Annotated in this window: 21 protein-coding genes; 11 read left to right on the top strand and 10 right to left on the bottom strand. The window is 68.0% G+C overall.

Features of this window, described 5'->3' with window-relative positions; genetic code table 11:
• Positions 1–143: 143 nt before the first annotated feature.
• The gene (locus tag IAE60_RS14080; RefSeq protein WP_187572739.1) at positions 144–617 is read left to right on the top strand and encodes a hypothetical protein; all 474 of its coding nucleotides are present in this window, start codon (positions 144–146) and stop codon (positions 615–617) included.
• Between the two features lie 69 nt (positions 618–686).
• Here IAE60_RS14080 and IAE60_RS14075 read toward each other — a convergent pair whose 3' ends face one another.
• On the bottom strand, positions 687–1,217 hold the full coding sequence (locus IAE60_RS14075) for an REP-associated tyrosine transposase (RefSeq protein WP_187572738.1): 531 nt from the start codon (positions 1,215–1,217) through the stop codon (positions 687–689).
• Between the two features lie 136 nt (positions 1,218–1,353).
• Here IAE60_RS14075 and IAE60_RS14070 point away from each other — a divergent pair, with 136 nt between their 5' ends.
• The 3 genes from IAE60_RS14070 (at position 1,354) to ggpS (ending at position 4,640) form a co-directional block, all read left to right on the top strand.
• Complete coding sequence (locus tag IAE60_RS14070; protein ID WP_187572737.1) at positions 1,354–1,632, top strand: hypothetical protein; 279 nt, start codon at positions 1,354–1,356, stop codon at positions 1,630–1,632.
• Between the two features lie 51 nt (positions 1,633–1,683).
• On the top strand, positions 1,684–1,953 hold the full coding sequence (locus IAE60_RS14065) for a hypothetical protein (protein WP_187572736.1): 270 nt from the start codon (positions 1,684–1,686) through the stop codon (positions 1,951–1,953).
• Between the two features lie 389 nt (positions 1,954–2,342).
• The gene (gene ggpS, locus IAE60_RS14060; protein WP_187572735.1) at positions 2,343–4,640 is read left to right on the top strand and encodes a glucosylglycerol-phosphate synthase; all 2,298 of its coding nucleotides are present in this window, start codon (positions 2,343–2,345) and stop codon (positions 4,638–4,640) included.
• Between the two features lie 435 nt (positions 4,641–5,075).
• Here the strand turns inward: ggpS and IAE60_RS14055 are convergent, their stop codons facing one another.
• The 3 genes from IAE60_RS14055 to IAE60_RS14045 form a co-directional block, all read right to left on the bottom strand.
• A complete protein-coding gene (locus IAE60_RS14055) occupies positions 5,076–5,882 on the bottom strand; it encodes an isocitrate lyase/PEP mutase family protein (protein WP_187572734.1) in 807 nt (268 codons plus the stop codon).
• Between the two features lie 94 nt (positions 5,883–5,976).
• Entirely contained in the window at positions 5,977–6,195 is a 219-nt protein-coding gene (locus IAE60_RS14050) for a hypothetical protein (RefSeq protein ID WP_222937147.1), read from the bottom strand.
• 425 nt (positions 6,196–6,620) lie between these two features.
• Complete coding sequence (locus IAE60_RS14045) at positions 6,621–7,496, bottom strand: M28 family metallopeptidase (protein ID WP_187572733.1); 876 nt, start codon at positions 7,494–7,496, stop codon at positions 6,621–6,623.
• 156 nt (positions 7,497–7,652) lie between these two features.
• On the opposite strand from IAE60_RS14045, the gene IAE60_RS14040 reads away from it, so the two are divergent.
• A complete protein-coding gene (locus IAE60_RS14040) occupies positions 7,653–8,300 on the top strand; it encodes a response regulator (RefSeq protein WP_187572732.1) in 648 nt (215 codons plus the stop codon).
• A gap of 182 nt (positions 8,301–8,482) precedes the next feature.
• On the opposite strand, the gene IAE60_RS14035 is transcribed toward IAE60_RS14040, so the two are convergent.
• Both IAE60_RS14035 and IAE60_RS14030 read right to left on the bottom strand, forming a co-directional pair.
• Positions 8,483–9,232: a hypothetical protein gene (locus IAE60_RS14035; protein WP_187572731.1), complete on the bottom strand. Its 750-nt coding sequence runs from the start codon at positions 9,230–9,232 to the stop codon at positions 8,483–8,485.
• 144 nt (positions 9,233–9,376) lie between these two features.
• Positions 9,377–12,508 (bottom strand): Rne/Rng family ribonuclease, encoded by a 3,132-nt coding sequence (locus tag IAE60_RS14030; RefSeq protein WP_187572730.1) that lies wholly within the window; start codon positions 12,506–12,508, stop codon positions 9,377–9,379.
• Positions 12,509–12,901: 393 nt separating this feature from the next.
• Between IAE60_RS14030 and IAE60_RS14025 the strand changes: the two genes are divergently transcribed.
• Positions 12,902–13,891 (top strand): RluA family pseudouridine synthase, encoded by a 990-nt coding sequence (locus tag IAE60_RS14025; protein ID WP_187572729.1) that lies wholly within the window; start codon positions 12,902–12,904, stop codon positions 13,889–13,891.
• Positions 13,892–13,894: 3 nt separating this feature from the next.
• Here the strand turns inward: IAE60_RS14025 and IAE60_RS14020 are convergent, their stop codons facing one another.
• Positions 13,895–14,308, bottom strand: a complete 414-nt coding sequence (locus IAE60_RS14020; RefSeq protein WP_187572728.1) for an energy transducer TonB — start codon at positions 14,306–14,308, stop codon at positions 13,895–13,897.
• Positions 14,308–14,655, bottom strand: a complete 348-nt coding sequence (locus IAE60_RS14015) for a 4a-hydroxytetrahydrobiopterin dehydratase (protein ID WP_162110944.1) — start codon at positions 14,653–14,655, stop codon at positions 14,308–14,310. Before IAE60_RS14015 ends, IAE60_RS14020 begins: the two co-directional genes overlap by 1 nt.
• Before the next feature lie 90 nt (positions 14,656–14,745).
• Here IAE60_RS14015 and IAE60_RS14010 point away from each other — a divergent pair, with 90 nt between their 5' ends.
• A complete protein-coding gene (locus IAE60_RS14010; RefSeq protein WP_162110943.1) occupies positions 14,746–15,342 on the top strand; it encodes an NfuA family Fe-S biogenesis protein in 597 nt (198 codons plus the stop codon).
• Positions 15,343–15,357: 15 nt separating this feature from the next.
• Entirely contained in the window at positions 15,358–17,010 is a 1,653-nt protein-coding gene (locus IAE60_RS14005; protein WP_187572727.1) for a hypothetical protein, read from the top strand.
• A gap of 160 nt (positions 17,011–17,170) precedes the next feature.
• Here IAE60_RS14005 and IAE60_RS14000 read toward each other — a convergent pair whose 3' ends face one another.
• Both IAE60_RS14000 and IAE60_RS13995 read right to left on the bottom strand, forming a co-directional pair.
• The gene (locus IAE60_RS14000) at positions 17,171–17,626 is read right to left on the bottom strand and encodes a c-type cytochrome (RefSeq protein ID WP_162111485.1); all 456 of its coding nucleotides are present in this window, start codon (positions 17,624–17,626) and stop codon (positions 17,171–17,173) included.
• 7 nt (positions 17,627–17,633) lie between these two features.
• Entirely contained in the window at positions 17,634–18,032 is a 399-nt protein-coding gene (locus tag IAE60_RS13995; RefSeq protein WP_185897003.1) for a c-type cytochrome, read from the bottom strand.
• 362 nt (positions 18,033–18,394) lie between these two features.
• On the opposite strand from IAE60_RS13995, the gene IAE60_RS13990 reads away from it, so the two are divergent.
• From IAE60_RS13990 to IAE60_RS13980, 3 genes are read left to right on the top strand one after another with little or no spacing between them, the layout of a single operon-like run.
• Positions 18,395–19,537, top strand: a complete 1,143-nt coding sequence (locus IAE60_RS13990; protein ID WP_187572726.1) for an efflux RND transporter periplasmic adaptor subunit — start codon at positions 18,395–18,397, stop codon at positions 19,535–19,537.
• Positions 19,534–23,049: an efflux RND transporter permease subunit gene (locus IAE60_RS13985; protein ID WP_187572725.1), complete on the top strand. Its 3,516-nt coding sequence runs from the start codon at positions 19,534–19,536 to the stop codon at positions 23,047–23,049. The genes IAE60_RS13990 and IAE60_RS13985 overlap by 4 nt, the downstream gene beginning before the upstream one ends.
• Positions 23,046–26,156 (top strand): efflux RND transporter permease subunit, encoded by a 3,111-nt coding sequence (locus IAE60_RS13980; RefSeq protein ID WP_185896278.1) that lies wholly within the window; start codon positions 23,046–23,048, stop codon positions 26,154–26,156. Before IAE60_RS13985 ends, IAE60_RS13980 begins: the two co-directional genes overlap by 4 nt.
• Positions 26,157–26,203 lie beyond the last annotated feature (47 nt).

Below are 26,203 nucleotides of genomic sequence, written 5' to 3'. Positions count from 1 at the left end.
GGTTGAGCGTAGCGATACGCATCGCTTCGGTGTGCCTGATCATCCGCGATGATGGGTATCGCTGCGCTCAACCCATCCTACGTGCTAAGGAAATTGCGATGCCGTTAACTAGCGTACTGACGATGGCTTTAACGTCTAGCGCCATGAGTGCCGAACTTCGTAAGGTGAATGGATACCTGTCGGTGGGTTCGGCGGCGATCGTCGCCGCCGTCATGGCCAACTTTTCTAGTGCCTCAAAATTTGCAGACGAAGGTAGTCTTCGCTTCACCATGTTTTGGCTATTGCTGGTGATCGTGCTATCGGGTGTTTCTTGGTTTGCGAGTTTGTTCGTTACGGCCCGAGTGACCGGCTTGCAGGTGGCGACCGAAGTCCCGAAAAGAGGGCATATCTGGAAGCCTGGAGAGTTGGAGAACTTCCAAGCATTGACCATGCGAGCGCTATTTCCGTTTCTGCGTCCCTTGGCGCGATGGCAGCAGCGAAAGTTAACGGCAGACTTCGACGAGGTCGGCATCTTAATTATGCGCTGGGCTCAGGTGCAGGGACTGGCCACCATGGCGCAATTTCTCTCCATCGCAATCGCTGCAGCGATTCTTTTTGAAGGCTTGAAGTTTGGATAGGTGCGGGGGCGTGGCATTGGGAAAAGTCAGTCCGTAGCCCGTAGGATGGGTTGAGCGAAGCGATACCCATCACTGCCGCTCTCCGAAGCTCGCGTCATCTCCGCCATCATCCGAATCCTTCGTCAACCCCCCATCCCGCACAAACCGATGGAAAGTGGAGTAAGGCCAATCCACAACACGCGCCACGTACCCATGCTTCACCGGATTCCAGTGGATGTAGTCCACATGCCGGGCGAAGTCGATCTCGTCGCGTATCAGATGCTCCCAATAACGTCGTTGCCAGATGCCGCGTTCGCCCTTGTCGACGCGACTGGCGCGTCGATGTTCGCCAAGCGGCAGATTGCGAGAGAACCAAGTCTTGATGAGGCGCCAGCGCAAAGAGAAGTCGGCATCGTCCCATGGTAGGGTCCAGATGGCGTGCAGGTGATCAGGCAGTACGACCATCGCATCGATGAGAAAGGGATGCCGTTGACGTGTGTACCGGATCGCGTCGCGCAGCAGGTCGATGTGGTCTATCAGAGGCGTCTTGCGACGGTTGGCGAGATTGACGGTGAAGAAGTAGGTGGCGCCGGGGATGAGGGTGCGTCGGTAGTCGGTCATTCCTTGACCTCGGAGATGACATTGATGGGTATCGCTTTGCTCAACCCATCCTACGACTATCCGCTAGCTTTTCGCAGAGTTGCACATTGCGCCCAGCCGTTAGACTTGGCCAGGGCTCTATCGGATACCACCCCGCATGAAACTCACCCCCACCCCCATCACCGCCGCCATCGCCGGCCTCTTTGCCGGCATCGTGATGCCGCTGATCTGGCCGAAGCTGGGGGACGAAACCTTGAACTGGGTGTTCGCGTTCCTGCTGGTCATCGCGCTGCCGATGCACGTACTGGTGGTGGGCTTCAAGCCGCCGCGCGAAGCAGGGCAGGGCGGATCGAACAGCGCGCTCATCAAGCGCGTGGCGGTGTGGCTGGCCTCCGCCTTGGCCGCCGTGGCGTTGACGAGAATCCTGTCGCTGTAACCCCGGTTGGCCTGGTCTACACTCGGCTCACCCGACGGAAAGGGGAATCCCATGCGCAAGACCGCCATCTTCTTGGCATTGATGCTGGCCGCCGGCACCGCCCTTGCCGACACCTACGCCTTCGGCAACCGCGTGATCAGCAGCGGCGACAGCATCGGCAGGCTCGTCGAGACCGCAGGCAAGCCCGACCTCGTCACGCCACTGGAAAACGAATACGGCGCACGCGAAGGCGAAAACTGGACCTACTTCCGCGATGGAAAGACCATTGTCTTCACCATCGACACCCGCGGCAGGATTCTTCGCATCACCGAATCCCGCTGATCCGAACGCCGCGTTGCGCAGGCGTACAGCGCATGGCGCCGCCGATATCGGCGGCGCATGCGTCTTGCCGCGCCCGTGCGCTGCTCGGGCGCGCGATGGACGCATCGCGCGGATCACAGCAGCGATTTAACGTTCTTAACATCACGTTGACCTGCGCGACGACGATGCGGACTACAATGCTGCATCGCATCAGTCGATGTCCGCGTCCATGCTTCGGGGACGGACGCACATCTGCAGCGCTTCTGCGCGTAGCGTGCCTCGCACGCGACACCCTGTTTACTGAGCCGTTCTGGCGCCTCCTTCCGATGCGATGAATCCCCGCCGGCGTCCGTGGACGCCTTCGCGTCGTGCCTTGTGCGCGGCATCTCCCCACCCTGGAGTGCACCTGCATGAGCCTGTTGAAACAACCCGCACAACCTCTTCTTCTCGCCACCGACCTGGACGGCACCTTCCTGGCCGGCGATGCCGATGCCCGCAAACGCCTGTACCACCTGGTGGACGCCCATCCCGACGTCAAGCTCGCCTGGGTCACCGGTCGCGGGCGCGAAGCGATCCTGCCGCTGCTGGCCGACCCCGGCCTGCCCACACCGGATTACGTGATCTGCGACGTGGGCGCCACGGTGCTGCGCACCGCCGACATGCAGCCGATCCAGCCGCTGCAGTCGCGGATCGAGGCGCGCTGGCCGGGCGAGCACGTGGTGGCCGAGGCGATGCGCCGCTTCCCGATGCTGGTGCGCCAGGAAGTGCCGCAGGAGCGCCGCTGCTCTTACTACTGCCATCCCGAACAGCTTTCCACGATCCAGACTGAAGTGGAGGCCGTCGCCGCCTCGCTGGGCTGCGAAGTGCTGTATTCGGCCGACCGTTACCTGGACATCCTGCCGCGCGGCACCCAGAAGGGCAGCACGCTGACCGCACTGGTGGACGTGCTGGCGCTGGAGCCGTCGCGCGTGCTGGTGGCGGGCGACACCTTGAACGACCTGTCGATGTACGGCGAGGGGTTCCCCGGCGTGTGCGTGGGCGAGTCCGAGCCGGCGCTGGTCGCCGCCACCGCCGACATGGACAACGTGCTGCATGCGGACGCGCCGGGCTGCGGCGGCATCCTGCAGGCGATGGCGCACTTCGACCTGATCGAAGCCGACGCCTACGCGCCGCCGATCCATGCGCCGGGCAAGGCGGAACTGGTGATGGTCTACCACCGCCTGCCGTACGAGGAGCACATCGTCGACGGCCAGCGCGTGCGCCGGCCGCACAGTTCGCCCAACGGCATCATCCCCAGCCTGCTGAGCTTCCTCGGCAAGGGTCAGCCGGGCTCGTGGGTGGCGTGGACGGTGGACGATCCCAAGGCGCCGCCCGTGGAGCCGCGCGCGCCCGTGGATGCCGAACGCTACCCGGGCCTGACGGCGGCGCACGTGCCGCTGACCAAGCATGAGGTGGACGTGTTCTACAAACGCTTCTCCAAGGAAGCGTTCTGGCCGGTGATCAACAGCTTCTGGGAACGCGCGCGTTTCAGCGAGGACGACTGGGCGCTGTTCAAGCGCGTCAACCGCCGCTTCGCCGAAGCCGCGGCGGCCGAGGCCGCGCCGGGCGCCACCGTGTGGCTGCACGACTACAACCTGTGGATGGTGCCGTCGGTGCTGCGCGAACTGCGGCCGGACGTGAAGATCGCGTTCTTCCACCACACCCAGTTCCCCTCGGCGGACATCTTCGCCATCCTGCCGTGGCGCCGCGAGATCCTGGGCAGCCTGCTGGCCTGCGACTACGTGGGCTTCCACATCCCGCGGCATGCGGAGAACTTCACCGACGCCGTGCGCAGCACGTTCCCGGTGGAGGTGACCCAGCGCGCATCGTGCGCACCGCGCTTCATGACCTTCGGCTGCGCCTTGGGCGTGGAGGACATGGCCACCGAACTGCGCATCGATGGCCGCACCGTCCGCATCGGCGCGCATCCCATCGGCACCGACGTGGGCCGTATCCGCGCCTGCCTGGAAAGCGATGAGGTGGCCACCGACATCGCCCGCATCCGCGACGAGATCGGACAGCGCAAGCTGGTGCTGTCGATCGAGCGGCTGGACTACACCAAGGGCATCCTGCAGAAGCTGCATGCCTTCGAACGCCTTCTGGATGGCTCGCCGGAGCTGGAGGGCAGGGTGACGCTGGTGATGGTGTGCGTGCCGGCGGCCAAGGAGATGACCGTCTACCGTCCGCTGCAGCAGCAGATCGAAGAGGCGGTGGGCCGCATCAACGGCCGCCTGTCGCGGCTGGACTGGACGCCGGTGCGCTTCTTCTCGCGCGTGCTGCCGTTCGCCAGCGTGGTGGCGCACTACGCGGCCGCCGATGTCATGTGGATCACGCCGCTGCGCGATGGCCTGAACCTGGTGGCGAAGGAGTTCGTCGCGGTGCAGGGCCTCAACGATGGCGATGGCGTGCTGGTGCTGTCGGAGTTCGCCGGTGCAGCCGCGGAACTGAAGGGGGCGGTGCTGACCAATCCGCACGACCCCGCCGATCTGGTGCGCAGCCTCAACCAGGCGCTGGCGATGACGCCGCCGGAGCGCGACGACCGCCAGCGCCGGCTGTACGACATCGTGCGCCATCACGATCTGTCGCGGTGGGGACGCGAATTCCTGGCGGCGGCGCAGGGGGCTTCCGATGAGGTAAATGCGGAAACGCAGACGCCGATCGCGGCGTAATGCATTTACGTTTGACGCGTCGCTTCGCGGGCGGCGATAGTCGGAGCGGATTCGGGACAGGAGACCCACCCCCATGCGCAACCTGCTGATGCGCAGCATGGCCTGGATGCTGATCGCGGCGACCGCGCTGGTGCTGTTCGGCCTGGCGCAGGCGCCGGAGCTTTGGCTGGGTCCGGGCGGGCGCTGAGACGCGCCACGACCGGCAAAAGAAAACCCGACCAGAGGCGGTCGGGTCTGAAAGGGGGAGTCCCCGGCTCCGGCAGTGCTGCTTGCTCAAGGCAGCGCCCGTTTCCGTTGCAGAGCGGCCGTTCGTGGCCTGCGCAGGGCGTGCTGCCGGGGACAGGGCGCATGGTCGCCCAGCGTGTCCGGGTTCGCAGTCGGGCGTCACCCCGGCGGGATGTAGGAAATTTCCTACCCTCTCCGTGCCGCGCGGCGTCAGCCGAACAGGGCGTTGACGGCGCCGTAGCCCATCGCCTGCGGGTCGGGCAGCGAGGTGGTGTCCGCGTGCAGGAACTCGTCCACCTGCGCGGACAGGCGACCGTACATCGATTCGGCCAGCGCCGACCCCGTGCTGACGCGGCGCACGCCGAGGGCCTGCAGGGCCGCCAGGTCCTGCAGCGCCGGACGCAGCATCACGTTGAGCGGCAACCCGCAGGCGTCGGCGACGGCCCGGATGGCGTCCACGTCGACCAGTCCTGGCACGAACAGCCCGTCCGCGCCGGCCTGCCGGTACAACGCCGCGCGGGCGAGGGTCTCGTCTACCCGCCGTTCTTCCGCGGCGAGTCCGCGCAGGTACACGTCGGTGCGTGCGTTGATGAAGACATCCGTCCCCTGTGCGACGCAGGCCTCGCGGATCGCACGGATCTTGGCGGCGAGCAGGTCGGGTGGGCCGGCGCCGTCTTCCAGGTTGATCCCGGCCGCGCCGGCGTGCACGACGCGCAGCACCAACGCAGCGACGCTGTCGGGGTCGTCTGAGTAGCCGCCTTCCACATCAACGGTCAGTGGGACGCAAATGACGCGGGCAATGCGCGAAACCGCCTGCAGCAGGACGTCCGGATCGAGCCGGTCACCATCGGCATAGCCCTGTGCCCACGCCAGACCGGCGCTGGTGGTGGCGACGGCGGCCGCGCCGCGCTGTTCGATCAGTCGGGCAGTGCCGGCGTCCCAGGCGTTGGCCAGGCGCAACAGACCTTGGCGGTGCAGGTCGCGGAAGCGGGCGGCGGCTTCTGATGAGGGCGGCATGCGGGCGTCTCCTGGAGTGAGCGCACAGCCTGCCATGCCGGGGGCGTCCGCGACGCGATGGGCGGACGACTTCAGGGCGGTGACGGCCCGCGTCTCACGCGCAGAGCCGCCATCCTTCGAACAGCCGCCAGCGCCCATCGCCGCCTTCGATGTTGATGGCGTAGTCCAGGCCTTGTTGCTGGCGTTGGGTGGCCAGCTTCACGGCGTAACTAAGCGCCGCGCCCCGGCTGGCGAAATGCAGGGGCGGCGATTCGTTGATGGACAGCGCGTACAGGCCATCCTGGGCAGGGGCGTGGAACAGATCGAAGGTCATCATGGGGCTGAGACGGGTTGCTGCCTGTGACACAACCTACGCATCGTCCCGTGATGCGGACGCATGCGCGCTGGCGCCCCTTTTCGTGGGGTTAAGCCATGTGCAACCGGCGTGAGAAATGTGCAGTGCGACTGAACGGCCTACACATGGTCTTCGCAACGGCCGGCGTAGAACGTGCGCCAGTGGTCGGGCCGGCGGATCCACCCCCTCCGTCGCCTGCGCAAACCCTGCTTCCGAGCCGCAAGGCTGACACCCAGGGCACCACGAGAGAACCGAACGCAGCGTACCGGACACCCCCTGTTCCTTGCTGCGCCTGGCGGTGGACCGCGAGTCCGACACCGTCGCCGCCCGGAGAGCCAGGCGTGTTCTCGCCCCTCGACGCGAACGGGCCCGCAAGGGCCCGTTGGCATGTCCGCAGGGCGGTGTCAGTGCGTGGCGGATGCGTCCCAGGCGCGCAGGCCCTGTTCGATCACGCGTAGGGCATCGTCCACGCGGGCGCCGTCGACTTCGGCCGTGGTGTCGCGCTCGCTGTGGATCACCTGCATCACCTTGGGCACCTGCGTCGGCTTGCCGCCGCCGAACACCGCGAGGATCGGGTCGATCTCGTCACCGCCGACCAGCGAGAACGACACCGCCGGCCAGCCCGCCCTGAGGAACGCCAGGTGGTCGGTGGGTGGGTACTGGTCCCCGGGCGAGAAACCCAGCTTCTCGTGCTGGCTGGCCGCCCGCAGCGCGGCGACCAGCAAGCTGTCGGCTTCGGCACCAGGTCGCATCATCCACAGCGTGTCGCCCCAGCCGAACACGTCGAAGTTGACGTACAGCGCGGGCCGCTCGCGTCCCGCGGTGGCGACCCACGCACGCGCGCCCAGCAGGCCCTTTTCTTCCAGGTCCCAGAATGCGACCTGCACCCGGTGGTTCGCCAGCGGCCTGGCTTTCAGTGCCTGCGCCAGTTCCAGCACGGCCGAGACGCCGGATGCGTTGTCGGTGGCGCCGTGGCCCACGTCGACCCGGTCGTAGTGCGCACCGATCAGCAGCAGGGGCGCGTCCGCCGGCCCGCCCAGGTCGGCGACCAGGTTGGTTCCGGACTGGCCGTCCTGCTGGAAGTCCTCGCGTTTCCACGCGATGCCCAGTACATCCAGGCGCTGGCCGATGGCGGCGCCACGCGCGGCGGTGTCGCTGCTGGCGCTCACGGCGGTGACCTGGGTGAGCCAGCGGGCGGACACATCGTCGGCCCAGGCCGGCAGGCTGGCGAACATCGACAGGAACAACGCCGCGCTCAGGCGGCGCCGGATATCGGTCATGGTGGCATCCCCTCGGAAAACCCGAGTATGCCGCAGCCGCCGCGCATCCTCGACCCGCCTACACGCATGTAGTTAGGGCGCATCGCTACAATGTTAATTGCGCGGCGACGGATGGCCCGCCTACGCTCGACCCGTTTCCCGAAGGCATCCGTGTCCATGACCATCCGCGTTTTCCTGATCGACGACCACGCCCTGGTGCGCACCGGCATGCGCCTGATCCTGGGCACCGAAGCAGACATCGAGGTGGTGGGCGAGGCGGAGACCGGCGAAGCGGCATTGCCGCTGGTGCGCCAGCTGAAACCGGACGTGGTGCTGTGCGACCTGCACCTGCCCGGCTACAGCGGCCTGGAGGTCACCGAGCGCATCGTGCGTGCCGATCTGGGCGTGCGGGTGATCATCGTGTCGGTGCTGGAGGACGGACCCTTGCCCAAGCGTCTGCTGGAGGCCGGTGCATCCGGCTATCTGGGCAAGGCCGGCGACGCGGCCGAGCTGATCCGCGCCGTGCGCGAGGTGTCGCGCGGCAAGCGCTACCTGGGCAGCAACGTGGCGCAGAACCTGGCCTTGCATACGGTGGGCGGCGATGCCTCGCCGTTCGACGCACTGTCGCCCCGCGAACTGGAAGTGGCCATGCTGCTGACCCAGGGCCTGCGCCAGGAAGAGATCGCGCGGCGGCTCAACCTGAGCGCCAAGACGGTGAACACGCACAAGACGCGCCTGTTCGAGAAGACCGGCGTGCAGGACAACATCGCCCTGGCACGGCTGGCCGCGCAGTGGGGACTGACGGATCCCACGCGTTCGCTGTAGCGGCCTGCGGCGCGCGGGTCGTCAGTCCCGCCCATCAGACAGAATCTCTGTCGAGCCGCGACGATCACCGCCAGACCGAGAAGGGGCACCTGCTTTCGCAGGGACGACGGTAATGAGGGATGCGCCCTCGATCCCGTCATTCCAAGGGAGGCCGGAATCCAGCGTGGATACGTGGATGCGCGCTAGTGCACAGGCCGCGCCTGTGCCTTCTTTTCCATTTGCCCGGTACATGTCTGCAACGCGTCCACCATCGTATCGGCCAGTCGCGTTGCGCGTGCTTCCAGCGCAGTGCGCGCTTCGCCCTCGGTCGGCACGCCCAGTACGGCGATTTCGTAGCGGCTGCCGCCGTGCACGAACAGGCGGTGTACCGAGAGCGAGTACAGCGGTTCGTCAGCCACGTTCAGCAGGGGACGCGCAATGGGGAAGGGTTCGTCCGGATCGTCTTCGCCGATATTGAGCAGGCGCAGCCGCACCGTGGGGCCGAAGGGCGATGTGCCCGTATCGACGCGATAGCGGTCCGCCGACGCGACCGCCGTGACGGCGCGCGCCGTAGCGTATTCGCGCTGCAGCAGCGCCTGGTATTCGTCCGCGGGACTGCGGTCCTTCGGCACGGTGGACGTGACCACATAGGCGCTCAGGTCGTTCTCGTAACGCAGGCGGTAGAACGAGATCGCACCGCCTCCCAACGTGCCGTGCACGACATCCTTGGCAGGTCGAAACGGCGGCATCTCGATGCAGTACACGTCGAGGAATTTCCACTCAAGCAGAAGCGACTGCGCACCACCCGTGCCCTTCACCTGATAAGGGCCATCGGCCCATCCCCGGACGCTGCGTTGCTGGGCGTCGACCTGGAACGGCAGCGCGGTAGACAGAATGGCCGTAACGGCGATCAGGACATGCCGCGCGCGTGCGGGCAGGGTGGTTCGCTTCATGACAGGCATCCATGCACTGGGAACATGGGTCGACTGTAGTCGCATCGTTCCTCCCTTGCCAGCCCGCGCGAGAGGGGGCTGAAAACGACACCGGCCGCGCAAGCGGCCAGTGTCTCTTTCATCCTCCGGAAGAGGCGCAGCGCGTCAGGCGCTGCGTTCTTCGGTGGTGTCGTCGTCCTGCTTGTCGCTCTGGGCGATGTCGTCGGCGGGCTTGACCGGCGTGACGGCGGGCTCGAACAGGCTGCGGGTGATGGACGGCGGTGTGTCCGCATCGGCGACGAAGAACAGCGAGCCGGTGGCGGGCGTGCTGACCGGCTTCGGTGCGGCCGGGGCGGGCGCCGGCGTGACGGTTTCGACCGCCGCCTCGGTATCGGCGGTCGCTTCGTTGACCGCGTCGACCAGGTCGATCTGCACCGGCTCGGTGCGCACGACGGCGGTCACCGGGGCCACGTCTTCCGCGACCGTGGCAACCGGTGCGGGGGTCTGTTCGATCGCGGGTGCCGGTTCGGCGGCGATCTCGGTCTTCACCGTCTGGACGATGGCGACCGCGGCAGGCGCTTCCTGCTGCACGGTGGCGACCACCTCGGGGCGGGCACGGGCCGCTTCGGCCTTCACGTCTTCGATGACCTCGACGGCGCGGGTGGCTTCGACGGCGACAGGCGAGGGCGTCTGCACCGGTGCCGCGTCCGCAGCGGGCGCCATCGCCGGTGCCTGCGCAGCGACCACGGTAGCCGCGACGGGTGCGGCCGCCGAGACGGCGGGAGCGGAGGGTTGCGCCTTCTGCGCACGCGGTGCACCGGCCGCCGGTTCGTCGTCTTCGAAGTCGAACTCCGGTTGCGAACGGTCGGCGACAGGCGTGTCGTCATCGCTGCCCAGGTCGTCGGCGATCAGGCCGTCCTCGCCCGTGGCACCGGCTTCACCGTTGCCACGGCGGCGGCGGCGGCCACCACGACGACCACGGCGGCGGCGACTGCCTTCGCCATTCTCGCCCGCGTCGGCGGACGGCGTTGCGTCGCCCTCGACCGTGGCTGCCGGGGTTGCGTCGAGCTCGGCGGCAGGTGCGTCGGAGATGGGCGAACCGATGGCAGCGGGCGGGACGGTGCGCACGGCTTCATCCGTGGTGGCGACCACGATGGCGGCCGTCGTCACCGCTTCGGCGGCAACGGGCTTGGCGGCGGCATCCTGCTGTGGTCCGCGCGGCGCCTGCTGGCGCTGGCCCGGATTGTCCTGCGATGCTTGCTTGCCGCCCTGCTGGGCCTGCGGCTGCTTGGGTGTCTTGGGCTGCTGGCCGCCCTGCGGCTTCGGCTGCTTCTGGCCCTGCGGCTGTTCGTTGCGTGGCTTCTGCTGCGGCGCATTGCCGGCCTGGGCGTTCTGGCCTTTGTTGCGCTCGTCGCGACGGTTGCCTTCCTGCTTGCCGCCACGACCCTGGTTCTGCTGGCCGCGGTTGTCGCGGTTGTCACGACGGCCGTTGCGCTCACTGCGATCGTTGCGCTGGCGGTTGTCCTGCTGCGGACGTGCCTGCGGGGCCGGCGCGGTGGCTTCACCGCCGCCGAACAGGCGCTTGAGGAAGCCGACCACGCCGCCGGAGGCGGGCGCCGCAACGGCGACGGGCGGTGCCACGGGCGCCGGTGCGGGCGCCGGTGCCGGCACTTCGCGTTCCTCGCGCACCGGGGCAGGCTGGGTGTGCTTGACGTGCGTCACCGCCGGCGCGGCCGGGATGTTCAGCTGCGCCTTGGTCAGCGCGTGCACCGGCAGCTTGCGCGGCGTGCCGCGCTGGTAGCTGGGCTTGCTGGTCTCTTCGCCCAGTTCGTTCTGGCGGATGCGGGTGACTTCGTAATGCGGCGTATGCAGGGCTTCGTCGGCGACGATGATGATGGGGGCATCGTGGCGCTGCTCGATCTCGCGCAGGGCGCCGCGCTTTTCGTTGAGCAGGAAGTTGGCGATCTCAAGCGGCGCCTGGATCAGCACCTGCCCGGTGTTGTCCTTCATCGCATGCTCTTCGGCCACCCGGATGATCGACAGCGACAGCGATTCGACGCTGCGCATGCGGCCATGGCCTTCGCAGCGCGGGCAGACGATCTGGCTGGACTCGCCCAGCGACGGGCGCAGGCGCTGGCGGCTCATCTCGAGCAGGCCGAAGCGCGAGATGCGGCCGATCTGCACGCGGGCGCGGTCGTACTTCAGCGCGTTCTGCAGCTTGTTCTCGACTTCGCGCTGGTGCTTGTTCGAGGACATGTCGATGAAGTCGATGACCACCAGGCCGCCCAGGTCGCGCAGGCGCAGCTGGCGGGCCACTTCCTCGGCCGCTTCCAGGTTGGTGTGGAACGCGGTTTCCTCGATGTCGCCGCCCTTGGTGGCGCGCGCCGAGTTGACGTCGATGGCGGTCAGCGCCTCGGTCTGGTCGACCACGATGGAGCCGCCGGAGGGCAGGCGCACGTTGCGTTCGTACGCGCCTTCGATCTGCGATTCGATCTGGAAGCGGTTGAACAGCGGGATGTCGTCCTTGTACGCCTTCAGCTTGCGCAGGTTGTGCGGCATGACCTGCTGCATGAACTCGCGGGCGGTTTCGTACAGTTCGTCGGTGTCGACCAGGATCTCGCCCACGTCGCTGCGCAGGTAGTCGCGCAGGGCGCGCACGATCAGGCGGCTTTCCTGGTAGATCAGGAACGGGGCCGGCTTGGTCAGCGCCGCTTCGGCGATGGCCTTCCACACGCTCAGCAGGTAGTCCAGGTCCCACTGCAGCTCTTCGGCGTCGCGGCCGACACCGGCGGTACGGATGATCACGCCCATGTCGTCCGGGATCTGCAGGGCGTCCATCGCCTTCTTCAGCTCGGCCCGGTCGTCGCCCTCGATCCGGCGCGACACGCCGCCGGCGGTGGGCGAGTTGGGCATCAGCACCATGTAGCGGCCGGCCAGCGAGATGAACGTGGTCAGGGCAGCGCCCTTGTTGCCGCGTTCGTCCTTGTCCACCTGGACGACGACTTCCTGGCCTTCCTTCAGCAGTTCGCGGATGCCGGCCTTGTTGTGGTCGACGCCGGCCTGGAAGTAGTCGCGGGAGATTTCCTTCAGCGGCAGGAAGCCATGGCGGTCGGCGCCGTAATCGACGAAGGCGGCTTCCAGGGAGGGCTCGAGCCGGGTGATGCGGCCCTTGTAGATGTTGGACTTCTTCTGTTCCTTCGACGGCTGTTCGATATCGATGTCGTACAGGGTCTGACCGTCGACGATGGCCACGCGCAGCTCTTCGGCCTGCGTGGCGTTGATCAACATGCGTTTCATTGTGCGTTCCTCGCGCGCTGCTACCGCGCGGAACGCCATGGGGTTTCGCCTCTGGAACGTTGCACCGCCCCTTGCGCAGGCGCAGCGGGGCGGGTCGGGTTTCCAGCGCTACGACACCACGGCAGGCCGCGGGAGCGCTTTCTTTCTAATAGGTGTTGCGGGGCCGGCGGCAGCTTCCCTGGGGAGGGGGCGCCGCGCGGGACATGTTCAGCATCAGGTGCCGTCACGCACCCGGCGGTATCCGGGCCTGCCGATCAGCCGCTAACATGGCCGCCCCTGGGGCGGTGGCCGCGCACTTGCCGGAATCGCGAGGAGACGGGCTTCTGGCCCAACTGCAACTCCCAGCGAAATCAAACCCTTATCTCGCCCCCCGAGTTTAACAGATTACCGTTCATGACCCCTAGCCCCCCCTCGGACAAGCCGGCTGCCCAGCCCAAGACCGCCGTGCGCACCGTCACGGTGCCCGAAGACCGGGCCGGGCAGCGGTTGGACAACTTCCTGTTGGGCCAGCTGAAAGGGGCGCCGCGCAGCCTGGTCTACAAGCTGGTGCGCAGCGGCCAGGTGCGGGTGAATGGGGGGCGGGCGAAGGCGGAGCGCAAGCTGGAAGGGGGCGACGAGGTCCGCATCCCGCCCGTCAGTCTCACCGAGGTGGGAGAGAAGGTGGCTCCGCCTTCAGGCTTCCTGAAGCGGATGGAAGCGGCCATCGTGTTCGAGGACGAGCGGCTGCTGGTCATCAACAAGCCGACCGGGGTGGCCAGCCATGGCGGCAGCGGCATCAGCCACGGCGCCATCGAGACCATGCGCGCGCTGCGGCCACACCAGTCCCTGGAACTGGTCCACCGGCTGGACCGCGACACCTCCGGCCTGCTGGTGATGGCCAAGAAGCGCTCGGCGCTGTCGGAACTGCAGGCGCTGTTGCGCGAGGACAGCGAAGAGGGCACGCGCGGGATCGAGAAGCGTTACCTCACCTTGCTGGTCGGGCGCATGCCCGATGGCGTGATGAGTGTGGATGCGCCGCTGCACATCGGCCTGCGCCAGGGTGGGGAGCGGCACGTGCAGGTGCATCGGGATGGCAAGCCCTCGCTCAGCCACTTCCGCGTGCTGGAGCGACGGGGCGGGCATTCCTACTGCGAGGTCCGCATCGAGACCGGCCGCACTCACCAGATCCGCGTGCACGCCCAGCACATCGGCCATCCCGTGGCCGGCGACGACAAGTACGGCGACCCGGCCGTCAACAAGCGCCTGCGCGAGCAGGTGGGGCTGAAGCGCCTGTTCCTGCATGCGGCCTCGCTGCAGTTCGCGCTGGATGGGGGGCGTACGCCCTATGTATTGACGGCGCCGCTGTCCGACGACCTGGCCGAGGCACTGGACCGGCTGGGCTGAGTGTCAGCCGCCCTGGGCGAAGCAACGGGTCGGCTTTTCCAGTACGGGCGGGAAGGTCACCGGCACGGTGATCGTGTGGGTGACCGGTTGGCCGTTGCGGGTGGCGGCACGGAACGTCCAGGTGCGCACGGCTTCCAGCGCCGCCCTGTCCAGCGCGGCATGGCCGCTGCTCTGCGCCTGTGCCACCTGCGCGGGCACGCCGTCCTTGTCGATGGTCACGCGCAGCACCGTGGTGCCGCCCTCGCTGTCGCACTCGGCTTCCGGCGGATAGGCGGGCGGCGGCGTGTCGATCGCGGCCAGTTCGGTGGGGGGGATCGCGGGCATCGCCGCCTCTTCCTGCTTCTTCGCGCAGGCGGCAAGCGACAGGGCCAGGATCAGTGTCGCCATGAGCGGCAGGCGGGTCGGACGAAGGTCCATCAGGCTTCTCCCAGCAGGGCGCTGGCCTTGGCAGCGCAGATGAAGTCGTTCTCGCTCAGGCCGCCCACGTCGTGGGTGGAGTAGCGTACGACGGCACGGTTGTAGTGCACGCCCAGGTCCGGATGGTGATCCTCGGCATGGGCGATGAACGCCAGCGCGTTCACGAACGCCATCGTTTCGTAGTAGTTCTCGAACGGGAACGTCCGCGACAGCGCGTGGCCGTCCTCCACCAGTTCCCAGCCGGGCACCTGCGGCAGCAGCTCGGCGATGCGGGCGGGCGGCAGGCGGTGCTCGCTGCCACGCAGCGGCACGCAGTGCGCCTGGGCGAGGGGGATCAGATCGGACATCGCGCGTCTCCTGGGCGGCCAGTCTGAATGAAGACCGACGACGGGCCTGTGAAGGTGAATGGCTGTCGGGCAGGGGGCTAGAATACCCGCATGATCCAGATTTCAGACAGCGCGCAGGCGCATTTCCGCAAGCTCATCGAGCGCGAGGCCCTGCCCGGACTGGGTGTGCGCCTCAGCGCCGTCCATCCCGGCACGGCACAGGCCGACGCACGCCTGGAGTTCTCCGAGCCGCGCGACCTGGCAGGCGACGAATGGGCCGTCGATTGCGACGGCTTCACGCTGTATGTCGACGCCGCCAGCGTGCATTGGCTGGACGGCGCCGAGATCGATTACGTGATGAAGGGTGCAAGCACGCAGCTCACCATCAAGGCGCCCCGCATCAAGGGCGAAGCGCCCGGCGACACCGCCTCGCTGGTCGAGCGGGTGCGCTGGGTGATCGACAACGAGATCAATCCGCAGCTGGCGTCCCACAAGGGGCGCGTGGCGGTGGAGGAAGTGGGCGGCGATGGCGTGGTGTGGCTGCGCTTCGGTGGCGGTTGCCACGGCTGCGGCATGGCTGACGTCACCCTCAAGCAGGGCATCGAGAAGACCCTGATGGCGCGCGTGCCGGGCGTGACCGCGGTGCGCGACGCCACCGACCACGGGACCGGCGCCGCGCCGTACATCCCCCGCGGCAACGCCGCCTGACGGACGCCAGCGCCGGTGACGAACGCCACCGACGTCATCGCCTACCTGCTGCCGCGCAAGGCGGCCCCCATCGTCGAACGCCAGACCGGCCTCCCGTTCGGTTGGGGCCTGTGGTTGCGCGCGCTGCCCGAACGGCTGGGCCGCATCACCCGTGAGCGTGCCGATGCCGTAGTCGCGACGCTCGCCGCACGCGCGTCACTGCGCGGGCCGGAGGCAGCACCGTTCGCGCCGGGGCGCTGGCGCGCATTCCGTTCGCTGTTCTATCAGGGGTGGGGACCGCCCCCGCGCGAAGAGCGCTGGATGCGCTGGCTGGCCGGCTTCAGCAGCAGCCTGCTGCACCTGCTGTTCTTCCTGTTCCTGTTGTGGGTGGCGCTGGTGCAGATACCGCCGCCGCCGGCCGAGCCTGGCGACAGCAGCCGGGTGCGACTGGAGATGATCGGCGACGGCAGTCCCGCGGAGCCGGGAGGCGAGGCGCAGGCCGGCCAGCCCGAGGCGGGGCAGTCGTCATTCGCCAGATCCGCGGCGTCCGTGCCCGCGCCGCAGCCGCCTTTGCCGCCAGCGGCGATGCCCGAAGCCGAGGCGGCCGCCCCTGCGGCGCTGGCGATGGACGTGCCCCCCATGCCTCCACGCGACGTTCCCGTGCCCGAACTGGCCCCACAGCCGTTGCAGGTCACGGAGGTGCCCGAACCGACGCGGGCCTTCGTACTGCCGCCGTCCACCGCGCGCCTGCCCGAGGTCACGCTGCCGTCCCTGCGCGAACCGGGGGTGCCGACGCGCGAGATCCCCGCGCCGGTGACGGCGCCGGCGGTGGTCCGTCGCGATCTTCCCGCGCGTGCCGATGTGCCGGCGGTGGCCACGCGGGACGCCCGCGTGCGGGAGCGGGAAATCCCGGCGCCGCTGCAGGCGCCGGAGGTCCGCGACCTTCCGCGTCGCGCGGCCGAGGTCGCGCCGCGCGATATCACCGCGCGCGAGCGTGGCGTCCAGCAGGCGCAGATCCGCGAACCCGTTCCCGGGCCCTCCACGGCCCCGCGTTCCGTTCCCGCAGCGCCCACGGCGGCCGACGCGGCTGCGTCCGCGCGGCCACGTGCACCGGCAGGAACCTCGACGTCGTCCGCCCCCCGCGGTACGGCGTCGGCAACGTCCTCCACCGCATCCCCTGCCGCGCCCGCGGCGCGCGCAGGCGGCTGGGACACCCCCGCACGCACCGACGAATGGGGCAATGCGCGGCGCAACGTGGCGGGCGACAGTGCGGCGGACGGACGAGAGAAGCCGGGTCTGTACAACGCCGACGGCAGCCTGCGGGTTCCCGGCGTCACGGGCCAATCCGAGCCCCCACGCGGCGCGCCGGGCGGGCAGAACGACCAGTGGACCCGGGAACAGCTGGCAGAGGCGGGCACCTGGCTGCAGCGGCCGCCTTACGACTACGAGCCGACCAGCTTCGACAAGTACTGGGTGCCCAGCGAATCGCTGCTGGCCGAGTGGGTGCGGCGCAACGTGCGCGAGATGGAGATCGCCATCCCCGGCACGAACATGAAACTGAAGTGCACGATTTCGGTATTGCAGCTGGGGGGCGGCTGCGGCCTGGGCAGCCTGTTCCCCGAACCACCGAAGGCGCGCCCGCCGCCGGACATCCCGGTCAAGCGCACGCCGATCCCGACCGACAGCTGAGGGCGGGAGGGCAAAAAATGCGTGGTGTCGGAGCGACGTGAGGCGCGGTGAACCACTGCGGTCCCGTCGCGACTGACGTCGCTCCCACGCCAGCCTCTCGTTTCCGCATACGAAAAAGGAGCCTCTCGGCTCCGTTTTCGCGTTCCCGACGAGGGACGTCTTACTTGTTGACGTTGTGCAGGTCGCGCAGCTGCGAGGGCCGCGAACCGAAATAGGCGGCCAGGTCGGAGATGTCCTGGTCGCTCAGGCCGGCGGCCTGCGGGCTCATCAGCGCGTGCTGGCGGTCGCCGCCGCGATAGGCCTGCAGCGCGTGTGCCAGATAGTCCGCGTACTGCCCACCCAGCTTGGGGTAGGTGTCGTCGATGGGAGCATTGCCCTCGGCGCCATGGCAGTCCACGCAGCTCTGGCCGGTGGCCTGGCCCTTGGCCTTGGCCAGTTCCTCGCCCTTGGCGATATGACCCTTGGGCAGGCCGGCCGACGAACTGGCGCCGTGCTCGCCGCTGGCGTGGCCCGGATCCTGGGCGGCGGCTTCAGTGTTTTCCTTCGAGCAGGCCACCAGGGCGAAGGCAGCGAACAGGGCGATGGCTAGACGCTGGGCGTGCTTGGCGTTGGGCATGGTGGGCTTACTTGACGGTGGAAAGGAAGGCGGCGATGTCGGCGATGTCCTGCTCGGAGAAGCTCTGCGCCTGGGCCTGCATGGTGGGGTGCTTGCGGTTGCCGTTGCGGTACTCGGTCAGCGCGTTGGCCAGGTAGTCGGCCGACTGCCCGCCGATCTTCGGCACCTTGAAGCTGGGATAGGCGTTCTTGTAACCCTCGATGCCATGGCAGCCCAGGCAGGTGTAGGTGAGGGTACGGCCAGTGTCGGGGTTGCCGACCAGCGGCGCCGGGGCGGCGGCGGGAGCGGCGGCAGGGGCCGCGGCTTCGACCGGGGCGGGCGCGGCCGGGGTTTCCTGTTGGGCGGTCAGGGCGGCCAGCGGAAGGGCGGCCAAGGCAAGGCAAGCGGCGAGCGGCAGCGGTCGCATCATTCTCGGGAAACTCTCAGGTTGCGCGCGCCACGTACCACCGCAGCGCTTGGCTGAACGCAAGTATAGCCTGCGACCGAATGTCGCGCACAGGCGCGCCGCCCCGGTACGCAGGGGGGTGCGACGCCGGCTCACCGTCGGACGGTTGCCTGCCCTGGGGGCGCCAGCGCGTTGGTAAGGCCGGCATGTACCTCCCGTCGCAACGAAGCGAAGCAACCCGCGGCCCTTGTCGCGCATCGAAGACGTGGCCGCCCCCTGGCCAACACCGGACGCTAGTCACCATGACCTTCGGCGCATGGAAGTCATTCAGGGGTGATATACCTTCATACAACACCACCACAACACCACCACGGTACCGTCCCATGTCCCGACCCCGCCCCCCCTCCGGCCGTTCCTACCTGCAGCTGGCACTGGTCCCCGTGTTGTGTGGCCTGCTGGTGCTGTCCGCCTGCAAGGGCGGCGGCCCGACGCCCGAGGCCCAGGCCAAGAACGGCGAGGCTGCGAAGGAGCCCGACGCCGTTCCCGTCGAAGTGGCCAAGGTCGCCCGTCGCCCCGTCGCGGCCAGCTACAGCAACACGGCTCCGCTGGAAGCACTGGGCGAGTCCCAGGTGATCGCCAAGACCTCCGGCGTGGCGCTGGCCGTGCTGGTCGAGGAAGGCCAGGTGGTGCGCGCCGGCCAAGCCCTGGTCCGGCTGGACCCGGACCGTCTGCGCCTGCAGATGGCGCAGGCCGAGGCGCAGATGCGCAAGCTGGAGAACAACTATCGGCGCGCGCAACAGCTGGTCGAACAGCAGATGATCAGCGCCAACGACGTGGACCAGATCAAGTACGACCTGGAGAACGCGCGTGCTGTCTATCGTGGCGCCGCGCTGGAGCTGTCCTATACGACGGTGACGGCGCCGATCTCGGGCGTGGTCGCGTCGCGCTCCATCAAGGTCGGCAACTTCGTGCAGATCAATACGCCGATCATCCGCATCGTGGACCAGTCGCGCCTGGAGGCGACGCTGGACGTGCCCGAACGCGAACTGGCCACGCTGAAGGCCGGTCTGCCGGTCCTGATGACCGTGGACGCGCTGCCCGGCAAAACGTTCCAGGGCACGGTGGACCGCATCGCGCCGGTGGTGGACGCCGGTAGCGGCACGTTCCGCGTGGTGTGCTCCTTCGCCAGCGACGGCGTGCTGCAGCCGGGCATGTTCAGCCGCCTCCGGATCGACTACGACCAGCGTGCCGATGCCCTGGTGGTGCCGCGCGTGGCGCTGCTGGACGACGGCGACCCGGCGGTGTTCGTGGTGCGCGACGGCAAGGCGGTGCGCGTGCCGGTGAAGATCGGCTACGTGGACGGCGAATGGATCGAGGTGCGTGAGGGTCTGAAGGCCGGGGAACAGGTCGTCACCGCCGGCAAGGTGGCCCTGCGTGAAGGCAGCGCCGTGCAGGTGATCGGCGCCGAGCCGGCCAAGGTGGCCGCCAAGGCCAATGCCGCCAAGACCGCCGGAACCAAGCAATGAGCGCGCCCGGCCACGCACCCGGCGAGCACCCGCCCCGCGCAGCCGGCGACGAAACGCTGGGCGGCGGCCTGGTCGAGTTCTCCACGCGGCGTCGCGTCACCGTCGCGATGTTCTGGATCACGATGTTCCTGTTCGGCGTGATCGCCCTGGGCACGCTGAAGGTCAATCTGCTGCCGGACCTGAGCTACCCCACGCTGACCGTACGCACCGAGTACACCGGGGCCGCGCCGTCGGAAATCGAGACCCTGATCAGCGAGCCGGTGGAAGAAGCCGTCGGCGTGGTGAAGAACCTGCGCAAGCTGAAGTCGGTCTCGCGCACCGGCCAGAGCGACGTGGTCCTGGAGTTTGCCTGGGGCACGGACATGGACCAGGCCAGCCTGGAAGTGCGCGACAAGATGGAAGTGCTGTCGCTGCCGCTGGAGGCCAAGGCGCCGGTGCTGCTGCGCTTCAACCCGTCCACCGAGCCGATCCTGCGCCTGGTGCTGTCCAACAAGCAGGAGCCGAAGAACGACGCCGACGCGATCCGCCTGCTGACCGAACTGCGCCGCTATGCCGACGATGATCTGAAGAAGAAGCTGGAGCCGGTCAGCGGTGTGGCGGCGGTGAAGGTCGGCGGCGGCCTGGAGGACGAGATCCAGGTAGACATCGACCAGCAGAAGCTGGCGCAGCTGAACCTGCCCATCGACACCATCGTCCAGCGCCTGCAGCAGGAGAACATCAACATCTCCGGCGGCCGCCTGGAGGAAGGCTCGCAGCGTTACCTGGTGCGCACGGTCAACCAGTTCGCCAGCGTCAACGAGATCCGCGAGATGCTGGTCACCACGCAGGGCGGCGGCGACAACGCCGCGGCGTCGGCGGCGGCGCAGATGGCGGCGATCGCCGCCACCACCGGCTCGGCGGAGGCGATGGCCGCGGCTGCCTCCGTGCAGAACGCGTCTTCCGGCGGCAGCGGGGTGGTGGCCGGCGGCATGCCGGTGCGCCTGAAGGACGTGGCAGAAGTGCGCCAGGGCTTCAAGGAGCGCGAGGCCATCATCCGCCTGGCCGGAAAAGAAGCCGTCGAACTGGCCATCTACAAGGAAGGCGATGCCAACACCGTGTCCACGGCCGAGGCGCTGAAAGCCCGGCTGGAACAGCTGAAGCAGCAGGTGCCGCCGGATGTCGAGGTCACCATCATCGACGACCAGTCGCTGTTCATCGAGCACGCGATCGCCGACGTCAAGAAGGATGCCGTGATCGGCGGCCTGCTGGCCATCCTGATCATCTTCCTGTTCCTGCGCGATGGCTGGAGCACCTTCGTCATCAGCCTGTCGCTGCCGGTCTCCATCGTCACCACGTTCTTCTTCATGGGCGAACTGGGACTGAGCCTCAACGTCATGTCGCTGGGCGGCCTGGCGCTGGCGACCGGCCTGGTGGTGGACGACTCCATCGTGGTGCTGGAAAGCATCGCCAAGGCGCGTGAGCGCGGCCTGGGCATCCTGGAAGCGGCCATGGTCGGCACGCGCGAAGTGAGCATGGCGGTAGTGGCGTCCACGTTAACGACCATCGCGGTGTTCCTGCCGCTGGTATTCGTGCAGGGCATCGCAGGCCAGCTGTTCCGCGACCAGGCGCTGACGGTCGCCATCGCCATCGGCATCTCGCTGATCGTGTCGATGACGCTCATCCCGATGCTGAGCTCGCTGAAGGGCCGTCCGCCGCTGGCATTCCCCGAGGAAGCCCCGCATCCGCAATGGAAGCCCGCCTCGCGCTGGCAGAAGCCGATCGCGGCCAGCGGCCGTGGCATCGGCGCGACGTTCCGCTACGCGTTCTTCGGCATCGCCTGGCTGGTCGTGCGCGTCTGGCGCGGCGTGGTCGCGGTGGTGGGGCCGGTGATGCGCAAGGCGTCCGATCTGACGATGGCGCCTTACCACCGCGCCGAGTCCGGCTACATGCGCCTGTTGCCGGCGTCGTTGCAGCGCCCCTGGCTGGTGCTGGGCTTCGCCGCCGCCGCGTTCGTCGCTTCGCTGGCGATGGTGCCGCTGCTGGGCGCGGACCTGATCCCGCAGCTGGCGCAGGACCGCTTCGAGATGACGGTGAAGCTGCCGCCCGGTACGCCGCTGGCCAAGACCGACGCCCTGGTGCGTGAACTGCAGAACCTGCACGCCAAGGACGAGGGCATCCATGCGCTGTACGGCGTAAGCGGCAGCGGCACGCGCCTGGATGCCAATCCCACCGAGAGCGGCGAGAACATCGGCAAGCTGACGGTGGTGATGGCCAACGGCGGCAGCGAGGCCCTGGAGGCTCGTGAAACGGAAGCGCTGCGTGCCAGCATGAAGCAGCATCCGGGCGCGCAGGTCGATTTCAGTCGTCCGGAACTCTTCAGCTTCTCCACCCCGCTGGAAGTCGAACTGCGCGGCCAGGACCTGGCCAGCATCGAAAAGGCAGGCCAGAAGCTGGCGGCGCTGCTGCGCACCAACCCGCACTACGCCGACGTCAAGTCGACCGTGGAGCAGGGTTTCCCCGAGATTCAGATCCGCTTCGACCAGGAACGCGCCGGTGCGCTGGGCCTGACGACGCGCCAGATCGCGGACGTGGTGGTGAAGAAGGTGCGCGGCGAAGTGGCTACGCGCTACAGCTTCCGCGACCGCAAGATCGACGTGCTGGTGCGCGCGCAGGAAGGCGACCGCGCCTCGGTGGAGAGCATCCGCCGGTTGATCGTCAACCCGGGCAGCGCCCGTCCGGTCACGCTGTCGGCGGTCGCCGACGTGGTGGCCACCACCGGTCCCAGCGAGATCCACCGCGCCGACCAGGTGCGCGTGGCCATCGTGTCGGCCAACCTGCGCGACATCGATCTGGGCAGCGCGGTACAGGAAGTGCAGCAGATGGTCGCCGAGAATCCGCTCGGCGCCGGCGTCGGCATGCACATCGGCGGGCAGGGCGAAGAACTGGCCGAATCGGTCAACTCGCTGCTTTTCGCCTTCGGCCTGGCGGTGTTCCTGGTGTACCTGGTGATGGCGTCGCAGTTCGAATCGCTGCTGCACCCGTTCGTCATCCTGTTCACCATCCCGCTGGCGCTGGTGGGCGCGGTGGCCGCGCTGTTCCTGACCCGCTCGCCGGTGTCGGTGGTGGTGTTCATCGGCCTGATCCTGCTGGTGGGCCTGGTCACCAAGAACGCCATCATCCTGATCGACAAGGTCAACCAGCTGCGCGAGGCCGGCGTGGCCAAGCGCGAGGCGCTGGTGGAGGGCGCGCGTTCGCGCCTGCGGCCGATCATCATGACCACGCTGTGCACGCTGTTCGGCTTCCTGCCGCTGGCCATCGCACCGCTGTTCGGCAGTCCGGGTGCCGAGGTGCGTTCGCCCATGGCCATCACCGTGATCGGCGGCCTGCTGGTGTCCACGCTGCTGACCCTGCTGGTGATCCCGGTGGTGTACGACCTGCTGGACCGCCGCGCCGACGACTACTACCTGGAACGCGGTCGCCGTGCCCGCAAGGCGGCGGCGATGCCGGCCGAAGGGGAGGGCGAACCCGCATGAGCGTCGCGGAGTTCAGCATCAAGCGGCCGGTGACGGCGGTGATGTTCTTCATCTCGCTGTTCGTGATCGGCCTGATCGCGGCGATCCGCCTGCCGCTGGAGGCGTTTCCCGAGGTCTCGCCGCCTTTCATCTTCGTCTCGCTGCCTTACACCGGCTCCACGCCCGAGGAGGTCGAGCGCACGGTGCTGCGTCCGGCGGAGGAAGCGCTCTCGACGATGGCCGGCATCAAGCGGATGGAGTCCAACGCCAAGGCGGAGGGCGCGCAGATCTTCATCCAGTTCTCCAACTGGGACCGCGATGTCGCCATCGCGGCCTCGGAGGCGCGCGAGCGGCTGGATGCCATCCGCGACGACCTGCCGGAGGACCTGCAGCGCTACTTCGTCTTCAAGTTCTCCACCACCGACCAGCCGGTCCTGCGGGTGCGTCTGGCCAGCAAGACCGACCTGACCGGGGCGTACGACATGATCGAGCGCGAGTTCAAGCGCCGGATCGAGCGTATTCCCGGCGTGGCGCGCGTGGACGTGTCGGGTGCGCCGCCGAACGAGGTGGAGATCGCAATCAACCAGGATCGCCTGACCGCGCACAACCTGAGCCTCAACGACCTGACCCAGCGCCTGCAGGCGGTGAACTTCTCCATCTCCGCCGGCGTCATCAGCGACGGGCCGCAGCGCCTGCGCGTGCAGCCGGTGGGCGAGCTGACCGACCTGCAGGAGCTGCGCGACCTGGTGGTCGGCACCGGCAACGTGCGCCTGGGCGACATCGCCGACGTGCGCCTGAAGCCCGCCCGCATGGACTACGGGCGGCGCCTGGACGGCCAGCCGGCCGTGGGCCTGGACATCTTCAAGGAACGCAACGCCAACCTGGTGGAGGTATCCAGCAAGGCACTGGCGGAAGTGGAGGCGATCCGCGCGCAGCCGCAGCTCAGCGACGTGCAGGTCAAGGTGATCGAGAACCAGGGCGAGAACGTCACCTCCTCGCTGCTGGAGCTAGCCGAGGCCGGCCTGATCGGCCTGGTGCTGTCCATCGTCGTGCTGTGGTTCTTCCTGCGCCACTGGCCGTCGGTGTCGATGGTGACGCTGGCCATCCCGATCTGCTTCGTGATGACGTTGGGTTTCATGTACTTCGCCGGGGTGACGCTGAACATCCTGTCGATGATGGGCCTGCTGCTGGCCATCGGCATGCTGGTGGACAACGCGGTGGTGGTGGTGGAAAGCATCTACCAGGAGCGCGAGAAGTACCCGGACAACCCGGTGTGGGCATCCATCGTCGGCACCCGCCATGTCGCCATCGCGCTGTCGGCCGGCACGCTGTGCCACTGCATCGTGTTCGTGCCCAACCTGTTCGGCGAGCGCAACTTCCTCAGCATCTACCTGGGCCAGATCGCGATCACCATCTCGGTGTCGCTGCTGGCCTCGTGGCTGGTCGCGGTGAGCCTGATCCCGATGATCTCGGCGCGGCTGAAGACGCCGCCGCTGGTGCGCACCGAAACTGGCATCATCCCGCGCATGCAGAAGCGCTACGCCGGCCTGCTGCGCTGGACGCTGGAGCACCGCGGCTGGAGCGTGCTGGGCATCCTGCTGATCGTGGTGGTCAGCTTCGTGCCCATCAAGTTCACCAAGTTCGACATGTTCGGCGGCGACAGCGGCGGCGAAGCCGAGCTGTACTACCAGTGGAAGGGCGCCTACACCAAGGAGCAGATGTCGGCCGAGATCCTCAAGGTCGAACAGTTCCTGGAGGCCAACCGCAAGAAATACCGGGTCACGCAGGTCTATTCCTACTTCAGCGAACAGGGCTGGGGCGGCACTCAGGTCAAGTTCGATACCGACAAGGCCAGCGAAACCAAGCCGATCATCGAGCAGTTGCGGAAGGACCTGCCCAAGTCGGCGCGCGCCAACATCGGCATCCGCGGCGAAGGCGGCGGCCAGGGTGGCGGCGGCCAGCCGGGGCAGGGCGTGTCCTTCCAGCTGGTCGGCGATTCCACCCAGACGCTGTCGGAGATCGCCAACGACCTGATCCCGATCCTGGCCAAGCGCAAGGAGCTGCGGGACGTGCGTGTGGACGTGGGCGATCAGAACAGCGAGCTCAACGTGCGCGTGGACCGTGAGCGTGCCGCGGCCTTCGGCTTCAGTGCCGAAGAGGTGGCGCGCTTCGTCAGCCTGGCGCTGCGCGGAGCGCCGCTGCGCGAGTTCCGCCGCGGCGAGACGGAAGTGCCGGTCTGGGTGCGTTTCGCGGGTGCGGAGGACTACGGCACGGACGACCTGTCGGGCTTCATGGTGCGGGCACCGGACGGCCGTACGGTGCCGTTGCTGGCGCTGGTGGACGTGGGCGTGCAGCCGTCGGCCACCCAGATCCAGCGCACCAACCGGCAGACCACGCTGTCCGTGCAGGCGAACCTGGCCGAGAAGGCCACCGTGCCGGAGGCGCGCAAGGCGTTGGAGGAGACGCTGAAGGGCATGTCTTTCCCGGCCGGCTACAGCTACTCGTTCGACGGTGGCGCGTTCCAGGAAGAGGACGAAGCCAGTGCGCAGATGATGTTCAACCTGCTGATCGCGCTGGTGATGATCTACATCGTGATGGCGGCGGTATTCGAGTCGCTGCTGTTCCCGGCGGCGATCATGAGCGGCGTGCTGTTCTCGGTGTTCGGCGTGTTCTGGCTGTTCGCGCTGACGGGCACGACGTTCGGCATCATGTCCTTCATCGGCATCCTGGTGCTGATGGGCGTGGTGGTGAACAACGGCATCGTGATGGTGGAGCACATCAACAACCTGCGACGACGCGGCCTGTCGCGTACCGATGCGTTGGTGGAGGGCAGTCGCGAGCGCCTGCGGCCCATCCTGATGACGATGGGCACGGCGATCCTGGCGATGATCCCCATCGCGATGGCCAATACGCAGATGGCGGGCGACGGCCCGGCCTACGCACCGATGGCGCGGGCCATCGCCGGTGGCCTGGCGTTCTCCACGGTGGTCAGCCTGCTGTTCCTGCCGACCATCTACGCCATCCTGGACGATCTGCGCAGCGGCACGGCCCGGGCGATCGCGCGGGCCCGCATGCGGCGGGGGGATGCCCCGTCGAAGGCCAGCGTGACGGCGCTGCACGTCGACTGAGGGAGCTGACGAAAAGAGCCGGGCAATGCCCGGCTCTTTTTCTGTTC

Origin of the sequence: Pseudoxanthomonas mexicana, assembly GCF_014397415.1 — a bacterium.
Classification (GTDB): domain Bacteria; phylum Pseudomonadota; class Gammaproteobacteria; order Xanthomonadales; family Xanthomonadaceae; genus Pseudoxanthomonas_A; species Pseudoxanthomonas_A mexicana.
The sequence above is the reverse complement of the archived record's forward strand: the minus strand, read 5'-3'. Positions and strand labels throughout refer to the sequence as shown.